A 23,458-nucleotide genomic window follows, 5' to 3' on the forward strand; every position below is an offset into this window, starting at 1 on the left:
ATAACTGCGCGCATGACTGGTATATTTCTCATCAAGAACCAATGATCAATTTCTTCACCGCACTATTTTTTCGTTTCGGCAGTGTCAACTCAAGCACACCGTCACGATACTTGGCAACGGACTTGGCGTCATCGATATCTTGTCCCAGCGAAAAACTGCGGAAATATTGCCCGACGTAACGCTCACGACGAAGCATCGTCTCGCCCTCCGTCTCCGAGTTCTCCTGCTTCGTCTCAGCAGAGATCGAAACGCGATTGCCATCGATATCCACGGATATTTCTTCCAGTTTAAAACCTGGCAGTTCGGCCTTGACGCGATACGCTTGGTCACTTTCAGTGACGTCGATCCGAATCTGGGATGGCCGCACAAAATCCTTGAGTGCATGTTTGAAACCCATGTCCCGGAAGAAGTCATCTATGTTGCGCAGGGAATCGATGCTGGCCAGGTCGCGGAACGGATCGAAATGGGTCAGATGGTTTGCCATGGTTCCTTCTCCTTAGTCAAGCTATTGACTGCTCATTAACGCGAACGCGACATTCTCGTCCGTCATGTTTCAATATAAATCGCCAGCTACTGTTTGTCTGTTTGACAAATGATCTTCGTCAAAAATGTCAGCAATCGATCGCAGACAAACAATTTAGTCTTGCAACATGCACAGAATACTCATCCAGATTCCTTGGACAATCATGGGCATTGCTTTACTTATGCAAAAATATTCCCTTGGTACCTTGATGTAGATCATGGCAAGCAACCTGTGCCCGGCTGTAGTGTGCAAGGAGTTATCTACACGTCAGCAGGAGAACGGCCATGATTATCAACATTAAACCTGTCGGGATACTGCTTTGCGGCGCCTTGCTCGCCAGTTCGCCGGCCATCGTTCAATCCCAGCAGGTGGATACCCGCGCGACGGAACTGGACAGAGCAGCAGCACAGCTTGAAGCAGCGGCAAATCGGCATGTAGATGAGGCACGCACTGCCATCGTCATTTTGGCGAAAGATCCTGTGATGGCCGAAGCAATACAGTGGTCGACGGGCATATTCATTCTTCCATCCTACCGCCGCGCTGCACTGGCCATCGGCGCGAGCGGCGGTACCGGCGTCCTGTTGCGCAAACGCGAGGACGGAAAATGGAGCTCCCCCGCATTTTTTACTCTGGGAGAGCTCAGTGTCGGACTGCAAGTAGGTGCAGTAGCGGGACCATTCGCTTTCGTCCTGCTCAATGACAAGGCCATTCAGCGGTTCACGCAGCGAAATAATTTCTCCATGGGTGCCGATACGGGACTAACTGTCGCCAATTGGAAAAGGGTTGCCCGCGGGTCAATTGGCAAAGGAGACGTGATTGCCTGGTCAAGCGCAAGAGGGATCTTTGCCGATGTGGCAGCCGTGAGCGTGGATGACATCCGCTACGATGAAAAAATGACAGATGCTTACTATCACAGGAAGTTGTCGGCCAACGACGTGCTCAGCGACCATGTGAGCAACAATCAGGCGCAAGGTCTGCAACAGGCGCTTGGCGCAGTCAGTGCGCCGAACAAATAGAGTAACAATAGCCGCCTGCCCGCCGCCGCGGATGCACGAACTGTTCCCGTCAAGCGCCACATCAACACAGGGTCAGTATAGTTGACTCGCCTGCCCAGGAGGAATGATGCACAACGACACAGCCCCCGCCGCCCATTCGGCTCGCGCCTTCGGCGTGCGTCAATTTGACAGTGAGCGAATCGATGGTCGCTGCAACCGGGTACGACGCAAGGCGTTCCTGTATCGTGCCGGCGATCCCGTTGCCGAATGCGTATTTGCCGTACGCTACGGAAGTTTCAAGCACTACCGCGCCGATGGAACTGGTGCACAAAAAATCACCTGCTTTCCTGTATGCGGCGACTTCCTGGCACTCGATAGTATTGGGCAGACAAAACATCTTTGTACGGCCATCGCGATGGAGGACAGTGAAGTGTGCGAGATTGGCTACGCCACGTTGCGCCAGCAGCCGCTCTTGTTCCATAGTCTCATCCGTCAAAATATTCTGGATATCCGCAATACCTCTCTACAACTATATCGCAGTCCTGCGGAACAGCGCCTCGCCACCTTCTTGCTACGTCTTGCCCGGCAGTATGGTCAACAGGGCGACGCGCCGACACGCTATCGCTTGCCGATGTCACGCCCCGACATCGCCAACTATCTGCACCTTGCCCCGGAAAGTGTCAGCAGACTCCTGCACCATTTCAAACTGGCGGGCCTCATTTTGCTTGAAAACCGGGACATCGTTATCACGGATCTGCCAGCACTTGAACAAATGGCGCTGGCGACTGGCAACCGCTCGCTTAGCCACTCTATGGGGAGTTGACACATGTCCACGGCAGCCCATCTCACTGATGACGGGACGAAGCCCTTCTCATGCCTCGATTGCCACGCCCGCGAACGATGTTTGCCTGCAGGCATGAACGATACGGACTGCGCCAAGGTCGAAGGATTCATACTGCAGCAGCATCACCTACGGCGGGGGGCAACCCTGCAAAGCATACATGAACCGGTACTGGGGCGCCTGTATGCCATTCGCCATGGCCAGTTTAAATCCTATCAATTGGACCATCGAGGAGAGCAGTGCATTACCAGACTGTCAGGTAATGGCGACTTGTTGGGACTCGACAGCATTAGCCTTAAGCACTATACGGATACCACGACAGCTGTCTGCGACAGCATAGTATGCGAGTTTTCTTATGTACAGCTGGTAGAAACGGGCCAGCACTTTCCTGGACTGTTCTTGCGCCTGGAACAGATGCTGAGCAAGGAACTGGCTCGACTGCAAGACCTTACTCTCCTGCTCAGATATCACCACGCAGAACAAAAGTTCGCTCAGTTCCTGTTGCAGCTGGTTTGGAAAGAGACACAACAAAATGGCAAGGGGCCATACCTGGACCTCGTGTTATCGCGTAAAGAAGTTGCGGATTATCTAAGTCTGACCCATGCAACCATCGCCAGACTGCTAAGCCGCCTGCAGCGGCTTGGCATCCTGTCAGTGAGACATCGTCATCTTCAGTTGCTCGACATGCCAGCCTTGAAGCAGATCGCTGCGGGGCAATATGCTCCATCTCAGGCGACGCCTGAAAGCACACTGGCACATGCAACATTCTGAGTATCGGAAACATCGCCATGGCACCATGAATGAGCATTGACATACGATGGACAACTATTACGGTTGTCAATGCACGTTGGATTGATCCTGATCATGGTTGTGCCAGAGTATCAGCGCCACATTCTCATTCCCCGTCAAAAATAGAAGGTGAGCAATATGTTCAAACACATACTCGTCCCCACCGATGGCTTGCCAGCTTCCAGGCCGGCCATTCTTTCAGCCATCGCGCTGGCATGCTCCTGTGGCGCCCGCATCACCGGCATACATGTAGTACCCGACTTTCACGTCTTGACTCCGGATCCCGACATGCTCGAAGCGACGCGTGGCAGCTACCTGGAAGATAGTGTCGCCGCTGGTGGCAGGATACTCAATTTCATCACTGAGCGTGCACGCGAAGCTGGTGTCGAATGCACCACTATTCTGAAACGCTCCGATCACCCTCATCAGAAAATACTCGACGCTGCCAAGGAAAATGGCTGCGACTTGATCGCGATGGCACCCCATAGCAAGTTCGGCATGAAAGACGTGTTGCTAGGGAGCGAAACCCACAAAGTATTGTTACACAGTCCGGTGCCGGTACTGGTGCTCCGCGCTGCGTAATCCAACCAGATCCGGCGCTAGGGAGCAGCGTCCCCATCAAAAGCGTCTTCCGCCGTGATGCACAGCCACGCCCAAGGAGACGTCTCCTCTTCAGCTCTCCATGAGTGCTGATGGAAAAGTAATGCGCCACACGTCGGCTGGCGCTCATGGAGCAGACAATGAGCGGCGGTATTTCCATCGAAAAAATGGTAGCCTGATATCACGGTACTCCTGCGACACCATTCCCGCTTACAGCATGCCATGCTCCAGCGCATAGCGCGTCAATTCAGCGTTGCAAGACATCTCCATCTTGCTCAGAATGCGCGCACGGTAACTCGTCACAGTATTGGGGCTCAGCTGCAGCATTGCCCCGATGCGTACCAGCGATTCGCCTGCGGCAATCAGCAGGAAAACCTCCATTTCACGCTCCGATAACGCCTCATGCGCCCCGCTCGCCCCCTTCTTGCCGATCAGCGTTGTCAGCCGCTCCGTCAACGCTGCGCTGATATACCGGCCACCGGATGCCGCCTTGCGCACTGCCTCGATCAAGATGCCCGTCGACACATCCTTGGTCAGGTAACCTGCCGCTCCCAGGCGCAGTGCACGCAAGGCGTAGACTTCCTCTGAATATGTGCTCAGCATCAGTACGGCCATGCCGGGCTTCACGACACGCAACGATTTCAAGAGCTCCAGGCCGTTCTTGCCAGGCATGACGATATCCACCAGGGCAACGTCAAATTCCTCGCTGGCGACACGCTCAACGGCTTCCTGAAAATTCCTTGCTTCGCCGCCGATGCGGATGTCTGGTGCCATGCTCAGCATTAAGCCGACGCCATTGCGCACTATGGCATGATCGTCAACCAACAGCACACGAATGCCTTCCGCTTCCATAGCCCGCATCCATTCAGTGAAAAACAGCATTTTATTTTCCGCTGAACTGGCAACCACGTCAACGGATGCTTCCATGCCATCGGAAGGACATGCATGCAAGGACAATCAAGTTGGTCCAGCAAAACATCGGAGCGATGAACAGTCATGAAATCTGGTGCCCGCTGTTTGCCGTCCGTAGGTGATCCCCCACATCAACGCACCAGATAAATCACTACGCAAAGCTAGGTCTTTATCTTATATCGGGCGAACACATCCGCGCACATACTATGTCAAGAGGGAATCAGAAGAAAAATCAACTCCTTGACACCACTTGCCAGGACTGGGGAAGTAAATGAACACATTCCACACTTTGCTCTCGTTACGAGAGACCTCCCATTCTCCAACCAGTACGTGCGCTAAATGCAGCTCCCGGATTCGTTGTCTACCGTCCGGTTTGGATGAGCGCTATATAACGCAACTCGACAAGATCATCGGCAAACGTCGCTGGATAGAACGGAACGATCTGCTCTTCCGTGTCGGCGAACCATTTCAAAACTTGTATATTATTCATTGCGGCCAGTTCAAGACATTTCAGGATAATATGCGTGGAAAACAGCATGTCACCGGCTTCCATATGGCTGGTGAGTTACTTGGGATGAGCGCGATCAGCAGCGGTTTCCAGGACAACAATGCCATGGCGCTCGAAGACAGCGAAGTTTGTGAAGTTCCTTTCCTGCGCCTGCAAGAACTATGCGCTGAAGTCCCGGTACTGCAGCAGCACTTCCACAGGATGCTGAGCGATGAAATTAATCGCGAGCAACGCATTATGCGCTTCCTGGGTAGCAGGGCCGAACAGCGTTTCGCCATTTTCCTGCTTGACCTGTCAGCGCGCTATGCCGCGAGAGGATACTCAAGTAGCCACTTTCAAGTACTCATGTCACGCGAAGACATAGGCAACTATATGGGGCTGACCATGGAAAGCATCAGCCGCTTGATGTCGAAGTTCAGGAAAAATGGCTGGATTGACACAGATGGCAAGAATCTGCGTATATGCGATTACGGCGCCATCGAAACAATCGCCAACGACGACGACATCGAAGGGCAAGATATCGCCACAACATTGTTGCGCAAAGCCAAGGCAAGACAGCCCCTCAGCTCAAAAGCAACGGCCAATCATTGAACCCTCATACCATCCTGCCTTCAAGCGCGGCGCGCCGATACGCACACCACCATCAGCTTGCATTTCAAGTCACTGTATCGCCTTCGCGCTGGCCCAACATCTGAATCTGCCCCAGGCATTGCCAAGCGCTTCATACAGTTATGCTCAACCGTAGTCGCATTTGGGCGGCATCACAGATGGCGTCATTCCAGGTGAAGGATGTCATCCATTACCCATCTAGCTATCGCCGAGAATTGACGGGCCTATGCCATTTTCTATGGCAAAGCGGGTAAGTTGCACATTATTCTTGGCGCCCGTTTTTTCCAGCAAGCGGGTTCGATAGGTAGCAATAGTATTGGGACTCAAATGCAACATCTGCGCGATGCTGCCGAGATCTTCACCTGCCGCCAGCAAACGCAATACTTCCAACTCCCGGTCCGACAACTTCTCATAGCAGCTCAGCGCGCTGCCACCAATCATATTTGCAATCTTCTCCGTCACAGCCGGGGTAATGTATTTCCCCCCGGCCGCGGCCTTGTATACTGCCCCGACCAGGACTGCGGCACTGCTGTTCTTGGTCAAGTAACCGGCTGCACCATACCGCAATGCCCGCACTGCATACACTGTCTCGGCATACATGGACAGCATCAACACGGCAAGACGTGGCCACTCGCGCCGCAGGCGTTTGAGCAACTGCAAACCATTTTGATCCGACAAGCCGATATCGATGATCGCGACGTCGAACGGTTGCGACTGTAGCAAATCCAGCGCAGCATGCGCAGTCTCGGCCTCCCCCGCGACATCTATGCCGTCATCCATGCCAAGCATCAAACGAATGCCTTTACGAGCGACAATATGGTCATCCACAAGCAAGACGCGAATTTTCCGGGATGTCATATGTCCACCTGCAATGGCAAGCGCAACATAACGAGTGTTCCATGTTCGAGAGGAATGAAGCGGATATCGCCGCCAAAATGGCGTGCTCGTTCGGCCATGCCTGTTAGCCCCCATGAGCTGGATGTTGATAGGATATCCATGTCAATCCCCTTGCCATCATCCTCTATTTCCAGAGTGATCGCTCCCTGTTCATGATGGATACGAATATTGACCTGCGTCGCGTTTGCGTGACGTAAGACGTTGGTCAACGCCTCCTGCAGGATACGAAACAATGCCGTGCTGCGCTCAGGATCGATGTCCAACAAAGCCGTTTCCGTATCAATACAAACCTGGCATACCAGCCCTGCTCTCGAGGCTACCTCTGCAGCATGCCACTCCAGTGCCGCCCATACACCGAGTTGATCAAGAACACTGGGCCGTAATTCGGTGATCACCTTGCGCACGGTGTCGGCTGCGGTGTCGAGCAAGGTACAGGCATCCGTCAGTCTGGACTGCAGTGCTCCCCCATTCTGTTGATCCTGAAAAAGGGCAACCGATATCTGCGCCTTGATACCGCTCAAGACACTGCCTAATTCATCATGCATTTCCCGCGCGATTCGAATCCGCTCTTGCTCCTTGGTATGTTCTTGATGTGCAACGAGCTTTCGCAGTTTCTCATGCGATAGTTCCAGCGCACGCAATGCCAGCTTGCGGATGCTGATATCCTCCACCATACCGACATACTGCTGGGCATGCCCAGATGCGTCACGCAGCAGAGTAGCGCTCAGTACAGTCCAGACTGCATGACCATCCCTGTGCAAGTAACGCTTCTCGATACGATAATGAGACAACTCACCGCGGTACAGGCGCTGCGCATGCTCTATGCTGGCAGTCAGATCGTCAGGATGCGTCAGACCAAGATATCCCATTGTTAAAAGCTGCGGCTCGGAGTAGCCCAGCATCTCGCACAGCGCCTGGTTAACCTTGATCCAGGTGCCATGCATATCTGCCATAATCATGCCGACAGAAGAGTTTTCAAACGCCCCGCGAAAACGTTCCTCGCTGGTGCGCAACTTCGTGGCGGCCACGGTACGTTCATTGATATCGTTCAAAACCAACAATACGACGCCGGGCGCAAAGTGCTTTTGCGTAACCTTGGCCTCCAGCATTGCCCAGAACGGGTCCGCGCCTTCCCTTCTCATGCGCAGCACAGAGGAACAGGACGTATCACCGTCGAACAGGCGCCGCCGCAAGAAATAAAAGATATCCTGGTCATCCTCGAAGATGAAGCGCGTGAACGGCTGCCCCAGCAGCGTCTGCGGAGAGACCGCTAACAAACTTGAGGCTGTCAGGTTCGAATGGATGATCACACCAGTGGCATCCATACTGATGTAGCCGACCGGGGCCTGCTCATACAAATGGCAATATAGCTCGCTGGTACTCCTCAGCTGCTCCTGGGTGCGGCATAGATCTTCGTTCTGCATTTCGAGTTCGATCTTTTGCACGCTCAACTCATGATGCATTTTTTGCAACTTCATGGATAACAGCGCCTGATCCGCCGAACCAGACGCTCCCTGCCCCAGTTTAAGTTGCCGCTCAGCCTGTTGACGTAGTATTTTCCAATACTGGTCTATCTGAAAGGGTGTCGCCAAGTATCTATTTCGCCATTTATTCATATATTTGACAAGTGTCCCCTATGATGTTTCGCTACATGCCGGTGCCATCTTGGATGACCGGCAATCAGGACGCGAAGTTGAGGATTATCAAATTTTAATTAACTAAACAATAACACAAAGATAGATCAGGTGATATATTTTAGACTGAAAAAAATACAACAGTTAAGCGATCAAATTCCCATGTGTCTTCAATTTTTCCCTTGGCTAACAAATATTTACCCCCTTCAATACTTTCCAATCTCCCACATGAAAGTGATGACAGTATACAATAATTGATGCATTAATTATATTAACCCATATTTAAAATATCGCAATAAATTTCCATAATGAATAATATTATTTAACAATTAATAAGATTAACATAAAAATAACTACGAAGAAAATGAATTTATTTGAAATATTTCACAATTACTTTGACAGATCAGATCGACGTTCTGCGATATCGCTGATATCCATCTGTCAAATGCAGCATATCAGTCTTGACATAGATCAATAGTCAACCTCATTAGATACTTGCAGAAAACACACGTATTGATCTATCGCAAATCATCTTTTAATTTTCACTGGAAATATTTTTAACAATAATTCATATAACAATAACAAAATTTCCAAAAAGGCACCAAGACACTAACCGGACCTTTCATGCATAAATGCATCAACAACGTCCTTCCGTGCTGGTAGATTTCCTCACCTGAGACTGAACTGTATCTGAATCGCAAACGCATCAGATTCCTCGATACGGACTGTAGGCGTGCCGTTCTGCGCACGAGTTCTGGGTGATGGGCCCGCGCACGTAGACATCAGAGCAGCCGAGGCAGCACCTCCCGGCGCTGACAAGCTGTCTTTTCTGTAGGGGCGGCCAGGTAGCAGATACAGCAAAAGGCCGCTGCAGGGGGAGCCACTGACTGAGGCATGCTTCCTATCAAAAGCAACGTAAAAGGATAGCAACACCGAGTACTCGATGCTCAAGTGACATCGATAGGCAAAAACAAGTCAGACCTGCCCACGGATGCGCCGGCCTCGTTCAAGTCACTTATCCACGGCTGCAGGCGGAGAAACTATCTTTCGTTTGCGGCATCTGAATAGCACAATCATGCGCGGGATCTATCTGTAGCCATGAATATCGGCCAATGTGACACTAAGCGGTAGCAATCCATGGCCGGAATCTACCTGGAAGCACCCGGGTCCACGTGTGATTTTGACGAGTCCCTCATGCTTGACCTCGACATAGGCGGCGCCCTCCCCCACCAAGGTGGTAGCCAAGCGCAAATGGCCGTGCAACAAAAGATAATCACTGCCGTTCCGAACTACCCAGATATCCGTAAGCATGGAGAGCATTCCTTTCATGACATAGCGTTACCACTCGCGCGATGCAATACATTGGATCAGCACATGCCGTCTGTATTGCAGGTGAATGAATACTGTATCGCTGGGTGTGCACAACGTCACTGCGAACGTATGATCTACATCAATGATTCATGCAGGAAAGTTCTTTTAGCAACAACCATGCAATTTCCGTATAACAAGCTCAATAAGAAAAAACAAATTTTCTTCCGCCGCACCATTGCCATACTAGCCACATATTTTCTATTGAAAATCGTGTTGATGACAGCAATTTGGTGGGGATATGGAAATTTGGAATGAAAAAAAATGAGAAAATGGTGTTTCCGACTCGGTCGAAACCAGCTTGAAACGGTTCCGGCACGCAATCATGTACCTCTTGACCTGCATGAGGAATGGCAAGCGATCAGTAAACAACTCAACTGCCGAGTTGGCTAACTTCAGGCCGCAAAGACAGCAGCCCTGGTTCTTGAGGAAGAAGGCATTCCAGGGCCAGCGAATACTTCCAAATGACGCAGAGTAGTGAAGCGGGTACTCGAACCCGGCAGGCACTATTGTGGTTTGGCGTACTTTGCGACGCCTGTTACATCAAACAATACGCAACGCTGACTGCCAACTACCCAGGCATCGTGCCCTGGTGGCATATAAAAAACATCACCAGGTCCATACTCCATTTCAGACCCATCGTTCATTTTAACGATCATTCGTCCTTCGAGGACCATGCCGGTATGAGTTGCTTGGCAGGAATCTGTACCTGCTATCGGTTTTACGTGCAGACTCCAGCGCCAGCCAGGTTCAAATTCGCCACGCCCCATTGTCTGGTTGCCAAGCGTGAAGACAGCCATCTGACCTGCGCCATCTTTGAATGGGCGGACTTCGTCCGGTTTATCCCAGGATTTCTTTTCCAACATTGCATTCATAGCCTGACTCTCCTTTTAATTACTGGAAAGAATGATATTTCCAAATAAAAATGGTTCACCAAGAAACAGTACGCCCCCCCACAGCCCAACACCTCACGATCAACTGCCACACCAAAATGTCATGCTGGACGTTTCAATATAGTTCAATAATAAAAATTTACAACTATGCTATTTCTTTGCATTTACTTAAAACAACCAAAAATCTCGACATCAATACATCAACATTAATCCAATAAATATTTTCTTCAAATTCATATATCTCCATTCACTTCATGGAATAAATAAATTAAGTGCAATTATTGCAAGTGGCAAGCCATAAAATATCGCCCCTTCCCACCCAATTCAAGAAATATTCAATTCACAAAAAGAAACACCGTCTCCGACTGCCCAAGATGGCATACTTTATTACGCCCCGACTCCTTGGCCTTGTACAGTGCCTTATCGGCGGACTCGACCAATTCAACTGCCTCATTCTCCAGGTGAATTGGTGAAAATGCTTCCACACCGATACTTACTGTTACAACATCAAGTGGGTTACCGCTATGCGGGATGCCTAAAGCTTCGACTGCAAGCCGAATACTTTCAGCAACAGCGACTACGCCAACAATATCCGTTCCTGGCAATAAGACCACAAATTCTTCGCCGCCATAACGTGCAGCAACATCGCCTGCTCGGCGCATGGCCATGGTAAGCGTATGAGCAATTTTCTTCAGGCACTCGTCGCCAGCGACATGACCATAGATATCGTTATATTGTTTGAAAAAATCTACATCGATCATCAGCAATCCAAGGGTGCTTTCCCCGCGCTGTGCACGATTAAACTCCTCTGCCAACGCTTCGTCAAAATACCGTCGATTCGCCAAGCCGGTCAGTCCATCTTGCATGACAAGATGTGCCAGAATATCATTCGATATTTTTAGTTCATTGCTCGTTTCCTCGAGTTTTACTGCAATTTTCGATCGCAAGTCAATTTGCCTGATCATCCGATATCCAAGAAATCCGATGAGCAAGACCAATACGCCTCCCGCAGAAACTTGTATGCATGCATCGCTGAACCAATTTTCCAGAATCTCATCCTGCGACAAAGCGGCAGAGACAACTAATGGATACTCCTCTATTCTTCGATAGCTATTTATCCGAACAACGCCATCTTGCCCGGATTTTATCACTGCTGTTCCGCTATCTGATTTCGGCAAATAGTCATGAAACAATGGTAACTTTGAGATATCTCGCCCCAATTTGCTGGCATCGAATGGCCTTCTTAATAACAATATTCCTCTTTCATTGGCGATGAAAATCGCACCCCTATCGCCTATAGAAAATAGATCATAAAATGATCTGAAGTATGTCATATTAATGGTGGCAAGTGCCACGCCACCAAAATTTCCATCTGGAAGGTTAATTCTGCGAGATACTGTGATAATCCACTCACCCGTCGATTTGCTGCGCACAGGAGGACCAATATATGGACCGCGATTACTGTGCGTTCGATGATATTCAAAATATTCACGATCAGAATTATTTAAATTTTTAAGCAAAACTTTCTGGGAATTCACCAACCAGTTGCCTTTTTTATCATAGACAAATATTCCATGCAGTTGGGGCAATTCAGTTACTCGCGTGACCAGAAGAGTGTGAATGCGATTCAACTCGATCTCAGATACACCATCTATTTCAATTCGCTCCACCAAGCCAACCAATAGTGTATCGGCTTCTTTGATCGTGTCATATGCATGCTGTGCAATGGCATGTGCCAGGTTTGAGCTAGCTTGACCCGCCTGGGCCAGCTCGACGTTCCTTGCCCGCCAAATCATTCCTAGCTGAACCACAAGAATGGAAAGGCAAACCAAGACAACGAATACAATCGCCATGGGCACCAGTGAAAATCTCCGCAGGCTAAAACTACTTGAATCTTGTACCAAACCATCGATATCAGACATAGCCCCTCCTTTTTTCGCCGATGTTTTCAGTGTTAAATGCCGTACTCGTTAATGTGAATAATCACGAAAAGTAACCACTAGAAATAAAAACATAGAGTGCATCGACTCTGTCTTCTACCTGAGTTTGAGTTGTCATTCCTCTGGTGCGCCATGTTAAATATCAAAGACAGCGCAGATTTATTTTTTTTTGTTGCGCATTTGTTGAAAGTGATTATGTGAGACTTTCCGCCCCTCCCCGACCAATATGATCGACTTGCACCTGCTGATAAATCCGCATCAATTTGGAGTAGGAATCAAGGCATTTAGGAGAAGTTATGTCATTTAGACATCTGAAAATAGCGACTCGCCTTGGCCTCGGTTTCGGTTTGATAGCCCTATTGCTCATCCTGGTGATCGCACTCGGGCTGAACAGTATGCAGCAGATACAGAACCGAATGAACGAAGCCACCAAGGTCAACAACGTCGAAACCAGACTGGCCCAAACCATGGATCTCAGTGTGACTGAGCGCGCCCTGGCCGTACGCAATCTGATCCTGCTAAAGAATGAAAAAGAGATTCAGCTCGAAGTTGAGCGCATATCTGAACAGGAAAAAAGATATGAAGCCGCTCAGGGGAATTTGAGCCGCATGTTCGAGCGCCTGGAGAGTACCTCTGCCGAAGAAATAGAGCTACTCGAGCAGATTAAGAAACAATCCTTACTTGCGACTCCCTTTGTCCAGCGCGCCTCTGCATTGGCCCTGGCACAAAAACAAGACGAAGCCTACCAACTCCTGCGCTATGAGTTCCGACCGATACAGAAACGTTGGTGGGAGTTGATGCGCAAGCTTATCGCAGTAGAGGAGAGTCAGAACAACGAAGGCACAGCGATAGCTGAAGCTGCGTATGTCCAGGCCAGGGTGATGATGCTGAGTATCGGTTCGCTAGCTCTGATCGCGAGCCTGGTTGCCGCTGTATTGATTACAACTGGCATCAGCAAACAACTGGGTTGCGAACCTGCAGAGGCTGTCGAAATTGCCAGCCAGATCGCGGACGGCAATCTTGCTGTTCGCATCAATACCCGCAGCGGAGACACGCACAGCCTGCTATTTGCCATGCGATCTATGCGCGATAGCCTGGGCCAAATTGTTCAACAAGTCCACATGAGCACCGAAACCATCGCCACAGCCGCGGGACAAATTGCTATGGGTAATCTGGATCTATCCTCACGCACAGAGCAGCAGGCCAGCACACTGGAGGAAACGGCATCGTCAATGGAAGAATTAACAAGCACCGTGCGCTTGAACGCCGACCATGCCCATCAGGCCAACGAACTAGCCGCGGCCGCCTCGAGTATCGCCTCCCAGGGAGGGACGGTGGTAGCCCAAGTCGTCCACACGATGGCCGCCATTGATATCTCGGCGCGCAAGATCGTCGACATCATTGCCGTCATTGACGGCATCGCCTTTCAAACGAATATCCTGGCGCTCAACGCGGCAGTGGAGGCGGCTCGGGCGGGCGAACTAGGACGCGGCTTTGCAGTGGTTGCTGCCGAGGTGCGCAGCCTGGCACAGCGCTCGGCGACGGCGGCAAAGGAAATCAAGGACCTGATCGGTGACTCGGTAGAGAAGGTGCAGGCGGGCAATAAACTAGTCGACCAAGCCGGCACTACAATGCACGAGGTCGTAGTCAGCGTCAAACGCGTCACCGACATCATGTCAGAGATGATGTCGGCCAGTCAGGAACAATCGTCCGGCATCGAACAGATCAACATGGCAATAATGCAAATGGACAACGTAACGCAACAGAATGCGGCGCTGGTGGAGGAAGCCGCCGCCGCTGCGCAGGCGTTGCAGGAGCAGGTCCACTGCTTGAATGATGTAGTGCGCGTTTTTCAGCTTGACTCCCGATTCCCTGCATTACATCCAGTGCGACAACCCGTCACTGGGATGGTGCCCCCTGTGATGCCGAAGCCCCCTTTGATACCAGCGACGACCAGCCGCGCAGGCCAATATAAGACGCTTGAATCAGAATGGCAACAATTCTAATCAATAGGTCAAGGGGAAATCAAATGGAAAAGGCCCGCAATGCAGGTAGTATTGCGCCCCATGTCTTTTGGCATACCCGTCAAGTGACACAGGAGACGCGTCACCGCCAAATGGGCCAGCGCGCTGCGACGGTGTGGTTGACTGGACTCAGCGGGGCCGGAAAATCGACGATGGCGTGTGCACTGGAAAGCCGGCTGGTAGGTGCGGGGCACTTGGCATATGTACTTGATGGCGACAATATGCGCCACCACCTCAACTGCGATCTAGGTTTTTCCCCCAGTGACAGACAGGAGAATATTCGCCGCACCGCCGAAGTGGCCCGCTTGATGAACGACGCTGGCCTGATTGTCATCTGTGCTTTCATCTCGCCGCTGAGCCGTGACCGGGAGATGGCACGCCAGATCATTGGCGCACATAACTTTATCGAAACATATATTAGTACGCCGTGCACTGTCTGCGAAGAGCGGGATCCAAAAGGACTTTACAAAAAAGCGCGTGCCGGAGTGATTCAGGAATTCACTGGCATTTCTGCTCCTTACGAGGAGCCGCTGGCACCAACACTGGCGCTGGACACCAGCAGGCTGTCGCAAGAAGAGTCTTGTGAGCGCCTGTTTCAGCATCTGTCCCAGCGTTTTGTCTGACTCTTTGGCGAACATGCTCTACACGATGCATTCAACAGAAAAGCCTTCACTGTAGCGAGTATGTCCTAACGCAATTTGCTTCGGTCTATTTTTTTGCAACAGTTCCACCTCGATCATCATAGACACAGTACTGGCCTGCTGGCAGGTTTCTTGAGGTAAAAATGACATTCCTGATCGCAAACAAATCCACAAGCGCTCCACGTCCGCGCCCGGTCATGATGATCCCGCTGCGCCGCTGCGGTAGCCATGCACTGCGCCTTCGGCTAAATATGTCGCCGCAGTTCTTTTCCCCATACCCTTTGCATATCGTCGACATGATGCCGCTGCTCGACCTATATGGTGACCTGCAGGACGACCGAAACTACTTCCAGCTAGTTGTGGATGTGGTAGGCCTGCAAACAGTCAGCATGGTCAAGTGGCCTGGCGTGGTGTTTGACCCTGTGGAAATTTTCGAGGCAGGGCGTCACCAGCCGCGCAGTATTCATCGCGTGGGATGGGAGTTACTACTCCAGGCCGGTGAGCGACAACATGCTCAGGTAGTGATGGACAAAGCGCTCGATAGCGTGCATTACACTGACGACCTCATGAAACTCTATCCTGAGATGCTGTTCATAAATGTCGTACGCGATCCCCGTGCACAGGTGGCATCAATGAACCGTGCAATCATTCACGATTTTGATACCTTGCTTAACACCCAAGCGTGGGTGGCAGCACATCAGGCGGCAGATCAAGTCATGTGCAGCCATCCGCACCGCGTGCTGACAATACGCTATGAAGACTTCTTGCTACAGCAACAGGCCACACTAGAGACTATATGCCGCTTTCTCGGTATTGACTTCCTGCCCCAGATGCTCGACGTGACCAATTCGCAAGAAGCCAGGCAGATTGCCCAGCTTTCGTCACTATGGTCTTCCAACTGCTTTCCACCGATTGCCGGCAACATCGAAAAATTCAAGCAACAACTCTCCGAGCATGAAATTAACCTCATTGAAACAATGGCTGGCAAGCACATGGACCGCTATGGCTATACGCGCCTGACTTCTAGCAATGCCAGGATTTCGCAAGATCGCTTCGCTGTAGCGACAGAGCATTCGAGCATCAAGCGAAAACAGGCATGGCGCAAGCTGGAACAAGACAACTTCCGTGACTACATCCTGCGACGTTTTCGCATCGACTATCTAACGCAACTGCGCGACCGCCTTGGTCAGCAAGCTGAGTACTTTGATCGTGGAACCATGGGCAAGTTGGAAGAACTTGATTCAACCTCGTTTGAGATACAAGGCTAGTTGCCGAGCTAGCAACGACTTTAATGTAGGTATTAGAGCATTTAGGTTCCACTGTCGAGGGAGCACGTGCCATGGGCGAAGCACCATGGACGCATAAGCCATGAGTAGCGCGAGGAAGCCGGTGGATGCCATCTTATCGGAGTTACCAGTTAACGGCCTGCTTTTGATTCAGCTCCATGAGTGCTACGCCCCCTCATTGGAATGATATTCCTCCGCGGCGATCCGCTAGCACCCATAGACGCCAGCGCAACACGGCCCATTGCATTGACGTTATGTAGCATTGCTCAACATCCGCAATAATAGCTAACAACTCCAGTCGCTGAATTTCATTTCCGCTAGCACATGTAGGCGAGGAAGTGATTAACTGGACATTGGCTGTATTGATCTACGTCAAGCTTGTTTGCATTATTTCCCGAGGTGAAGTTTATCACTGCACAATACCATCAAGGAGATGCCTGCCATGGAATTTACGCACGAACATCATTTAGATGGCTACGTTTTTCACATCTGCGCCATACTTACCTCTGAATACCGTTACAAAGGAAGGATTCTACTCTCAAAGAGAGGCGACACATGCGCTACCATTGAACCAGCCTTGACGATTGATACACCAAGCACCTTCAAATCATTTCGTGGTGCGCAAATCGAAGCATCGGCATACGCTCATGAGCTCGTATATAGTGGGGCAATTTTATCCATTATTGACACAGGATTACCTGTACAATCCTTCCCCCGCTCCCGTAGCTCCGCAAAAAACAAGAAGAATAATGTTAAGCGTTATCGATCTGCAAGAAACCTAAAGAAACCTATTTATTATGTTTACCTGTCCACCTTGAGGAAATTTACTTTTCAATGGTTCACAACAAAGACATCTGACTGTGGCACTGCCCTAGCGGCGTTCTATGAACTTTCCAGTTACAGCTTTCTCAATGGAAAACCATACCAAGTCAGCCTAAAATGCAATAATATTTTGATGATTCGCCATAGATTCGATAGCTTCCCAGGAAGCGAAGAAAACTGGGCCAACCCGATGGAGACCAAGTCCGCAGAACTGGCAAGTTCAAATTTCTCGGGTTAATTGCAGGCAGTGCTCATCAATCATTAAAAGAATCGACATGCAAACCATATACATATTTGGGACCCGAAAAGGACTGGCTCAGATCGATTTTCACGCAACCACGGGGCGATTCTATGCCGTGTTCTGCAATGAAAAACTGGGAAACTATCATTCGCCCGAACAGGCCGCAGCGGACTTGGCACATGGTTACACCTTTAGTCATTCGTCTGGCATCGATCTCACTATCCTTGGAATACCAGAGGATCTTGAAGACTGGGAGCGCATTGCGTATGACAAGTAGCTTGTCACATTGAGATACTTCAGAAAAATAGCATTCGTCAAGAAAATTGCAACGGATAGCCTTTAACTGAGGCATTGGGAAGTGCGAATATATATTCCCACGTACGCCAATATAACGTGTTCCTCAACATCAAATTACCACTTCTGAATCGTCTTAACTGGTCGATATGCATTATCGACCATCAACGACAAGCCAATCAAAGACGGTCTGCATGATGTGTCTCTTCTTTGCAACTGCCTACGACCTTACTCAAAAAAACTCCTCCAAAGTGCTATCAGACCAGATACTCGATTATTGAGAATGAGTTAGTGACTTTAAGGTCTTGACGAAGACACTGCACTCCAAGTCATGATTCCGCAGTCATACAAGCATACCGAAGTAGTGGTCTTCTCCCACCAATCACTATTTACCTAATAGAAAATTGATTAATATCAAATAGATGTCAAATTTCCTCATGTTTTCGTCACTATCCGGTCATTTATTTGATTGCCAAAAATGCTACCATTTTTCGACAATGATGTTTCAAGCGTTTCCTCTGCCACAAAACACCTAAAAGTGACAGATTGGAACGCTTATCCAATCTCCACACGAATAGCCAGGACAACATGACTTATAGAAACCCCACCTTCCACAACGGCTTTACGATTTCAGCCTTTGCGCATCGACTCCCAGAAGGTTGCTGGCAAGGGCAACTTTTACTGACGAAGCAAGGATATTTGGATCAACATTTCTCTTGTTATGAGCACAAAGAAACGGAGGGCGAAGCGGAGCAATCAGCGATTGCTATGGGATTTCAAATTGCGAATTACTGTAGCCCAGGTCGCGTGAAGTGACCCATCAAGACCTCTGGACTGTAGATTCGGCCATTTGAAATGCAATGCCGCGCGGCATAGTTGCAGGAGTAAAACTACAGGCCAGGACTAGAAGAGTCCTCTCTCCAAAATACGGCCGGGTACGGTCAATGTGCAATCTGGTACCGCCCTGTGGCGTGCAGTGCTGATTAGTGCCGCATCCGTCTCGCATCCGTCTTTCATACGGTGCTGGATAAATCTGCTCTTCGGATGTATGCGGTGCCTCCAGGACCTCGCTTGGGAACTCTGGCGCTAGAGCAAACTGAAGTGAAAGCCGTTAATTTGCTGGGAAAGGTTGGGGCAAATGGCGCTGCGCCTTCCGCATTGAAGAATGGTGAGTTCACGCCAATACGATTTGGCGATGATGAACAGGTATATGTAAAGTTGCCTGCTCCGTCGAATCCCGATGTAATGCGATGGCAGCGAATGAATGGCGATGACATGTCAAAAACGGGGGGGCAGTTCTGGATGCCCCAGCTATTGAATCCTCTAGCTTTGCACAAAAAATGGATGTGTTGCGCCGTGCGGGGTACGAAGTGAATGCGAATCCTCTGCTTCAGGCAAGAGGGGAGTTTTCACCCGGGAAGGTGTTTGAATACCATCCAGAGACGATGACCAGGTTAGATCTTGCACACGAATGGCAACATTTTGGGCAGCTTCAACAGATGGAGGCAAATGGCCTGAAGCTCAACAGTAGAAATCAGCGATATTTTTCAAGCGGCTCATGACGACATAACCTGCATTGCTAATGCATCACCAAGTTCAAGTATTTTTCGACTCTACTAAAGAATCCAATCATTACCTAGCAGAAGAGGAAAGTCTAAAACAGCTTACCGATGCGCGAAATGGCATGGTGTAGGCACAAGCCATCCTGAAACCTAAGGAGATCCAAGTTAAATACGGACTCCGTCAAGCGATTGATGCTTCTCCAACCACGACTTGACCCACAGTGGTTGGCGGCCTCGACCGCTCCATTGCTGTTCTTGATTGTCAGGGTTGCGATACAGAGCAGCCACAACTTTTTTCTCTCCCTTCGCTGCATTTTTTGGTGCGCCAGCGATTAACTCGGTCAGCGGTACGCCGACCCGTTGTGCAATCGCCAGCATTTCCGCACGGGCTTTTTCCATCTCGTCTTTTTTGCGACTCTTGATTTCTTGAATTGCTTGCGCTTCGAGCTTTTTTAACTCGGCCAGTGATAATGATGAGATATCCATACGAACTCCTTGAAAGTAGTACAAATTGAAATAGCCCCTTGATTCACCAGACACAGCCTATGCGTTATTCTTACGGATAGGAATAGGACTGTGCATATGACTAGGAACAAGCAAACAATCGAGGTGGTGAACATGATCAAGCTCATACCAAATAAGAAAACCGGCAAACTGGAGCCGGCCTATGCGCCAGCGACGGTGAACCGGTCATTGGCCTGCGCAAAAAAAGGCTTGCAGCTGGCATGGCGCCAGCGCCTCATTCCTGAAAACTATGGCTTGCGGATCGATAACGTGGCCGTCAACAACAAGCGCGAGGTGTTTCTCACGGTTGAGCAAGTGAGGAAGATCGCATCCTTCTGCACGCCGATTGCGCAGGCCGCGATATGGGCGGCACTGCTGACTGGCGCGCGCCGAGGTGAACTGTTCCAGATCCAGCGTGAGCATATTGGAAAGGACTCGATTACCTTCCCTGCCAGCAATACTAAAACACTCCGGATGCGCGTGGCGCCTATCATCCCGGCCTTACGGCCATGGTTGAAGTATTTTCCGTTGGAGATGACGTTGTACGGTGTGCAGTCTTCGTGGCGCCGGGCACGCGTGAAGGCTGGCATGCCCCACGTAAATTTCCACGATCTGCGCCATTCTTGTGCGAGCATCATGCTGGGCTTGGGCGTGGACCTCTATACGATCAGCAAAATTCTCGGCCATGCCAATGTGCAAACAACACAGCGCTACGCACACCTGCAGGTGGATGCTCAGCGCCTCACGCTGGACAAGCTATCCACTCTGGTGGTGGCAAAGTAAATTACACCCGAAAATTACACCCAATAAAAAAGCCGACTACATAAATGTGTCGGCTTTAATATAAGTACTTGATTGTATTGCGAATTCTTGGTGGGAAGTGCAAGTTTCGAACTTGCGACCCCTGCAGTGTGAATGTCGAACTAGCGGACTTTACTGGACATCGGTGGACCACTCTCTCATAGGGAAAAGCTTGATTTTCGTCCGACGAAATCCGTCAAAATGCGCTATAGTTTTTCATACTTTTTTCATACTCCTGCCAGCGACAAGGGGCATTTTTTCGCTACCCTTTTCCCCTGTAGGTGTCCACCGGAAAGTAGCATGGGCGACAGAATCGACACCGTCACTGCACGCGGCAAGTTAGCTGGCCGACGCGATCCATATTGGCAACGGATCAGCCAGGGATTGTTCGTCGGCTTTCGCAAGATGACGAGCGGGACAACTGGCACTTGGATGATCCGGTACCGCTCAGAGAACCGCAAACAACTGCAAAAATCATTAGGTTCGCTTGAGCAATTTCCGGCGTTCGAACGTTTTGATAGAGCTGTCGATACGGCTAAAAAATGGATTACTCATCTTCATCAAGGGGGATCAACTGAGAGTAGCACAGTGATGGACGCCTGCAATGCGTACACAACAAAAATTAGAGAACTGAAGGGTAACAAGGCCGCCGACGATCTTGACGCACGATATCGTCGCTGGGTCGCCATTGACCCGGTTCACCGGATTGAACTAACAAAGCTCACGCGGGAACATATCCACTCCTTTCGAAATCGCATGGTAGCCGCCCCAGTTAAGGTCGGCAAGTCGGCAATCACCCGCGCACGATCCAAAGATACCGTCAATCGAGACATAGCGGCCATACGCGCAGCACTCAATCAAGCACTTTCTGATGGAAAGGTGAACAGCGACTTCGCCTGGCGCATCCCACTGGCGGCCTTCAAGAACGTCACCAAACGGCGTGAACTTTATCTAGACCGCAATCAGCGAAAAGATTTGATTCGCATGGCACCGCCAGACCTGGCGCAGTTCATCAAAGGGTTGTCTATGCTGCCACTAAGACCAGGCGCACTTGCCGCCCTGCTCGTTGCTGATTTCGACACCAAATTCGAAATATTGAAAATCGGCACAGACAAGAGCGGGACAGTCAGGAAATTTAAAATTCCGCCAGAAATTTCCCAATTTCTTAGGGAGTGTGTGCAGGATCGACCAAGCACCGCACCGCTCCTTGCCCGTGCTGATGGAAGCGCATGGAATAAAGACTCCTGGAAACATCCGCTCAAGGCCGCAGCCAAAGACGCGGGACTACCATCAAACACCGTCGCCTACTCCCTTCGACACGCGGCAATCACCGACTTGGTTCACGGTGGACTGGATCTGCTGACCGTTGCACAGATTAGCGGCACCTCGGTAGCAATGATCGAAAAATACTATGGCCATCTGCGAGGAGACGTTGCCGCCGGCGCGTTAGCAAAACTCGTACTTTAGCGCGACTAACAAAACCCGTAAATATATCGCCAGCAGATGGGTATGCAGCGAAGTGACAGGAATACCTAGTGAATATCGGCACGACGTTGCGGATTCAATCGGTCAACGTAACACACTGTTCAAATCGTTGAGCCGGTGTTTGGTAGTGTAGCGTCTTCCTGGGGCGCTCGTTGAGTCGTCTGGCTACCGCGTCGAGTTGCTCTTGCGAATACGAGGAAATATCCAATCCCTTGGGGAAATACTGGCGCAACAGGCCGTTGGTATTTTCATTTGAGCCGCGCTGCCATGGATTCTGTGGATCGCAGAAGTAGACCTGGATGTCGGTGGCCAATGTAAAGCGTTTATGCCCGGCGATCCTCGTGGTTCGTGAACAGCTGCTTGAGCCAGCCAGCAATCTGTTCCGGCGACCACTGCAATTGGAGCTTGCTGGCAACCATGTTGGCCAGCATGCGACTCTCCGTCAGCTTACAAGGTTTGGGGCGACGCGCCTGATCCCAAGCATGCTGATCCGCCTGAATCGCACGATATGCTTCGCGGCCACCATTGCGCCTGAGTTCCCTACTGATGGTCGATGGTGCGCGTCCAAGGCGCCTGGCAAGTGCGCGAATGGATACGCCGGTAACGATGGCGCGCGAGACCTCCTCGCGCTCGGCCAGTGTCAGCGCCAGTCTGGAACGGCATCGCGGCGCTGGCCGTATGCCACCAGACTCGGCCAGAATCCGCTGTATCGATGAGTGATTCCGATCAAATAGCTGGGCTATCATCTGCAGAGAATCGCCTTGCTTCCACCGTTCCCACATCAAGGCCTTCTGCGTCTCGGTGTAATAAATACGTGGTTTCTGTTTCATCTTCAACACTCCTGTAGCCCTGCGACAGAAGCTGTTGCTGGACCTGCCCGAAGACCTGATTGCCCAAGCAAGCCTGCGCCAGACGATCACGAAACTGCCGTATAGTTTTGGAGTGGGGGATGCTACTGCTCTCGGTCATATCCAAGAAACGCAGGAAGCTGCGGCGGTCCAGCAATTGGTATTCCAGCGTGTCATAGGCAAGGCTGTAAAGCTGTTGCAGCACCAGAATCTTAATCATCCGTGCCGTCGGGTACGCCGGACGACCGCCCTTTACACGCGAAGGGCGCGGTGCAGCGGCATCAATACGCGCCGCCAACGCCTCGAAGTCCCCATGCTCAGCCAGGCCCAACAATGGCTCACTCAGCTTAGCGCGCCGATCCTCACGCTCATGCTAGGCAAACAGACTGAGCCGGGGTTTCATAGTGACGGTACTCGCTGGCTTGGTTCGATATCAGGATT

The 23,458-nt window shown here is 50.6% G+C and carries 21 protein-coding genes and 1 pseudogene; 13 read left to right on the plus strand and 9 right to left on the minus strand.

Annotation, left to right across the window (positions count from 1 at the left end):
- Positions 1-31: 31 nt before the first annotated feature.
- Positions 32-484: an Hsp20/alpha crystallin family protein gene (locus CSQ95_RS10705; RefSeq protein WP_099409481.1), complete on the minus strand. Its 453-nt coding sequence runs from the start codon at positions 482-484 to the stop codon at positions 32-34.
- Between the two features lie 323 nt (positions 485-807).
- On the opposite strand from CSQ95_RS10705, the gene CSQ95_RS10710 reads away from it, so the two are divergent.
- The 4 genes from CSQ95_RS10710 to CSQ95_RS10725 all read left to right on the plus strand — a co-directional run bounded on the left by CSQ95_RS10710 (position 808) and on the right by CSQ95_RS10725 (position 3,730).
- The gene (locus CSQ95_RS10710) at positions 808-1,539 is read left to right on the plus strand and encodes a lipid-binding SYLF domain-containing protein (protein ID WP_099409482.1); all 732 of its coding nucleotides are present in this window, start codon (positions 808-810) and stop codon (positions 1,537-1,539) included.
- Between the two features lie 106 nt (positions 1,540-1,645).
- A complete protein-coding gene (locus tag CSQ95_RS10715) occupies positions 1,646-2,341 on the plus strand; it encodes a helix-turn-helix domain-containing protein (protein ID WP_218963603.1) in 696 nt (231 codons plus the stop codon).
- 3 nt (positions 2,342-2,344) lie between these two features.
- Complete coding sequence (locus CSQ95_RS10720) at positions 2,345-3,130, plus strand: Crp/Fnr family transcriptional regulator (protein ID WP_099409484.1); 786 nt, start codon at positions 2,345-2,347, stop codon at positions 3,128-3,130.
- Positions 3,131-3,286: 156 nt separating this feature from the next.
- On the plus strand, positions 3,287-3,730 hold the full coding sequence (locus CSQ95_RS10725; protein ID WP_099409485.1) for a universal stress protein: 444 nt from the start codon (positions 3,287-3,289) through the stop codon (positions 3,728-3,730).
- 228 nt (positions 3,731-3,958) lie between these two features.
- On the opposite strand, the gene CSQ95_RS10730 is transcribed toward CSQ95_RS10725, so the two are convergent.
- On the minus strand, positions 3,959-4,675 hold the full coding sequence (locus tag CSQ95_RS10730; protein WP_257218017.1) for a response regulator transcription factor: 717 nt from the start codon (positions 4,673-4,675) through the stop codon (positions 3,959-3,961).
- 256 nt (positions 4,676-4,931) lie between these two features.
- Between CSQ95_RS10730 and CSQ95_RS10735 the strand changes: the two genes are divergently transcribed.
- Entirely contained in the window at positions 4,932-5,759 is an 828-nt protein-coding gene (locus CSQ95_RS10735) for a helix-turn-helix domain-containing protein (RefSeq protein ID WP_099409486.1), read from the plus strand.
- 216 nt (positions 5,760-5,975) lie between these two features.
- Here CSQ95_RS10735 and CSQ95_RS10740 read toward each other — a convergent pair whose 3' ends face one another.
- The gene (locus CSQ95_RS10740; protein ID WP_099409487.1) at positions 5,976-6,635 is read right to left on the minus strand and encodes a response regulator transcription factor; all 660 of its coding nucleotides are present in this window, start codon (positions 6,633-6,635) and stop codon (positions 5,976-5,978) included.
- The gene (locus CSQ95_RS10745; RefSeq protein WP_180279020.1) at positions 6,632-8,152 is read right to left on the minus strand and encodes a PAS domain S-box protein; all 1,521 of its coding nucleotides are present in this window, start codon (positions 8,150-8,152) and stop codon (positions 6,632-6,634) included. The genes CSQ95_RS10740 and CSQ95_RS10745 overlap by 4 nt, the downstream gene beginning before the upstream one ends.
- 1,350 nt (positions 8,153-9,502) lie before the next feature.
- On the opposite strand from CSQ95_RS10745, the gene CSQ95_RS29060 reads away from it, so the two are divergent.
- Positions 9,503-9,934, plus strand: coding sequence for a hypothetical protein (locus tag CSQ95_RS29060; RefSeq protein WP_143449939.1), 432 nt, complete (start codon positions 9,503-9,505; stop codon positions 9,932-9,934).
- Positions 9,935-10,182: 248 nt separating this feature from the next.
- Here the strand turns inward: CSQ95_RS29060 and CSQ95_RS10755 are convergent, their stop codons facing one another.
- Positions 10,183-10,551, minus strand: a complete 369-nt coding sequence (locus CSQ95_RS10755) for a cupin domain-containing protein (protein WP_099409490.1) — start codon at positions 10,549-10,551, stop codon at positions 10,183-10,185.
- Positions 10,552-10,904: 353 nt separating this feature from the next.
- Positions 10,905-12,491 carry a sensor domain-containing diguanylate cyclase gene (locus CSQ95_RS10760; protein WP_180279021.1) on the minus strand — a complete coding sequence of 529 codons (1,587 nt, stop codon included), beginning with the start codon at positions 12,489-12,491 and terminating at the stop codon, positions 10,905-10,907.
- A 314-nt stretch (positions 12,492-12,805) separates the two neighbouring features.
- Between CSQ95_RS10760 and CSQ95_RS10765 the strand changes: the two genes are divergently transcribed.
- The 5 genes from CSQ95_RS10765 to CSQ95_RS10780 all read left to right on the plus strand — a co-directional run bounded on the left by CSQ95_RS10765 (position 12,806) and on the right by CSQ95_RS10780 (position 17,800).
- Positions 12,806-14,515, plus strand: a complete 1,710-nt coding sequence (locus CSQ95_RS10765; RefSeq protein WP_099409491.1) for a methyl-accepting chemotaxis protein — start codon at positions 12,806-12,808, stop codon at positions 14,513-14,515.
- A gap of 23 nt (positions 14,516-14,538) precedes the next feature.
- Positions 14,539-15,156, plus strand: coding sequence for an adenylyl-sulfate kinase (cysC, locus tag CSQ95_RS10770; protein WP_099409492.1), 618 nt, complete (start codon positions 14,539-14,541; stop codon positions 15,154-15,156).
- Positions 15,157-15,317: 161 nt separating this feature from the next.
- Entirely contained in the window at positions 15,318-16,442 is a 1,125-nt protein-coding gene (locus CSQ95_RS10775; RefSeq protein ID WP_099409493.1) for a sulfotransferase, read from the plus strand.
- Positions 16,443-16,902: 460 nt separating this feature from the next.
- Complete coding sequence (locus CSQ95_RS29065; protein ID WP_143449940.1) at positions 16,903-17,520, plus strand: hypothetical protein; 618 nt, start codon at positions 16,903-16,905, stop codon at positions 17,518-17,520.
- Between the two features lie 37 nt (positions 17,521-17,557).
- A complete protein-coding gene (locus CSQ95_RS10780; RefSeq protein ID WP_099409494.1) occupies positions 17,558-17,800 on the plus strand; it encodes a hypothetical protein in 243 nt (80 codons plus the stop codon).
- 1,744 nt (positions 17,801-19,544) lie between these two features.
- Here the strand turns inward: CSQ95_RS10780 and CSQ95_RS10785 are convergent.
- Positions 19,545-19,865, minus strand: a complete 321-nt coding sequence (locus CSQ95_RS10785; protein WP_099409495.1) for an H-NS family nucleoid-associated regulatory protein — start codon at positions 19,863-19,865, stop codon at positions 19,545-19,547.
- Between the two features lie 132 nt (positions 19,866-19,997).
- On the opposite strand from CSQ95_RS10785, the gene CSQ95_RS10790 reads away from it, so the two are divergent.
- Positions 19,998-20,666 carry a site-specific integrase gene (locus tag CSQ95_RS10790; protein ID WP_257218018.1) on the plus strand — a complete coding sequence of 223 codons (669 nt, stop codon included), beginning with the start codon at positions 19,998-20,000 and terminating at the stop codon, positions 20,664-20,666.
- A gap of 318 nt (positions 20,667-20,984) precedes the next feature.
- Complete coding sequence (locus tag CSQ95_RS10795) at positions 20,985-22,151, plus strand: site-specific integrase (RefSeq protein ID WP_180279022.1); 1,167 nt, start codon at positions 20,985-20,987, stop codon at positions 22,149-22,151.
- 94 nt (positions 22,152-22,245) lie between these two features.
- On the opposite strand, the pseudogene CSQ95_RS10800 reads toward CSQ95_RS10795, so the two are convergent.
- Together CSQ95_RS10800 and CSQ95_RS10805 are read right to left on the minus strand one after the other, a co-directional pair.
- A pseudogene (locus tag CSQ95_RS10800) lies at positions 22,246-22,999 on the minus strand (IS30 family transposase).
- Positions 22,896-23,348 (minus strand): transposase, encoded by a 453-nt coding sequence (locus tag CSQ95_RS10805; protein ID WP_143449941.1) that lies wholly within the window; start codon positions 23,346-23,348, stop codon positions 22,896-22,898. Before CSQ95_RS10805 ends, CSQ95_RS10800 begins: the two are co-directional and overlap by 104 nt.
- Positions 23,349-23,458: the final 110 nt, after the last annotated feature.

Origin of the sequence: Janthinobacterium sp. BJB304 (assembly GCF_002735765.1) — a bacterium.
Classification (GTDB): Bacteria; Pseudomonadota; Gammaproteobacteria; order Burkholderiales; family Burkholderiaceae_D; genus Janthinobacterium.

Coding starts and splice junctions, on each gene's coding strand:
- CSQ95_RS10745 (WP_180279020.1), bottom strand. CDS start 8,152: ATGAAGTTGCAAAAAATGCATCATGAGTTGAGCGTGCAAAAGATCGAA.
- CSQ95_RS10760 (WP_180279021.1), bottom strand. CDS start 12,491: ATGTCTGATATCGATGGTTTGGTACAAGATTCAAGTAGTTTTAGCCTG.
- CSQ95_RS10715 (WP_218963603.1), top strand. CDS start 1,646: ATGCACAACGACACAGCCCCCGCCGCCCATTCGGCTCGCGCCTTCGGC.
- CSQ95_RS10740 (WP_099409487.1), bottom strand. CDS start 6,635: ATGACATCCCGGAAAATTCGCGTCTTGCTTGTGGATGACCATATTGTC.
- cysC (WP_099409492.1), top strand. CDS start 14,539: ATGGAAAAGGCCCGCAATGCAGGTAGTATTGCGCCCCATGTCTTTTGG.
- CSQ95_RS10780 (WP_099409494.1), top strand. CDS start 17,558: ATGCAAACCATATACATATTTGGGACCCGAAAAGGACTGGCTCAGATC.
- CSQ95_RS10755 (WP_099409490.1), bottom strand. CDS start 10,551: ATGAATGCAATGTTGGAAAAGAAATCCTGGGATAAACCGGACGAAGTC.
- CSQ95_RS10705 (WP_099409481.1), bottom strand. CDS start 484: ATGGCAAACCATCTGACCCATTTCGATCCGTTCCGCGACCTGGCCAGC.
- CSQ95_RS10720 (WP_099409484.1), top strand. CDS start 2,345: ATGTCCACGGCAGCCCATCTCACTGATGACGGGACGAAGCCCTTCTCA.
- CSQ95_RS10790 (WP_257218018.1), top strand. CDS start 19,998: ATGATCAAGCTCATACCAAATAAGAAAACCGGCAAACTGGAGCCGGCC.
- CSQ95_RS10795 (WP_180279022.1), top strand. CDS start 20,985: ATGGGCGACAGAATCGACACCGTCACTGCACGCGGCAAGTTAGCTGGC.
- CSQ95_RS29060 (WP_143449939.1), top strand. CDS start 9,503: ATGCTTGACCTCGACATAGGCGGCGCCCTCCCCCACCAAGGTGGTAGC.
- CSQ95_RS10765 (WP_099409491.1), top strand. CDS start 12,806: ATGTCATTTAGACATCTGAAAATAGCGACTCGCCTTGGCCTCGGTTTC.
- CSQ95_RS10725 (WP_099409485.1), top strand. CDS start 3,287: ATGTTCAAACACATACTCGTCCCCACCGATGGCTTGCCAGCTTCCAGG.
- CSQ95_RS29065 (WP_143449940.1), top strand. CDS start 16,903: ATGGAATTTACGCACGAACATCATTTAGATGGCTACGTTTTTCACATC.
- CSQ95_RS10735 (WP_099409486.1), top strand. CDS start 4,932: ATGAACACATTCCACACTTTGCTCTCGTTACGAGAGACCTCCCATTCT.
- CSQ95_RS10730 (WP_257218017.1), bottom strand. CDS start 4,675: ATGGAAGCATCCGTTGACGTGGTTGCCAGTTCAGCGGAAAATAAAATG.
- CSQ95_RS10785 (WP_099409495.1), bottom strand. CDS start 19,865: ATGGATATCTCATCATTATCACTGGCCGAGTTAAAAAAGCTCGAAGCG.
- CSQ95_RS10775 (WP_099409493.1), top strand. CDS start 15,318: ATGACATTCCTGATCGCAAACAAATCCACAAGCGCTCCACGTCCGCGC.
- CSQ95_RS10710 (WP_099409482.1), top strand. CDS start 808: ATGATTATCAACATTAAACCTGTCGGGATACTGCTTTGCGGCGCCTTG.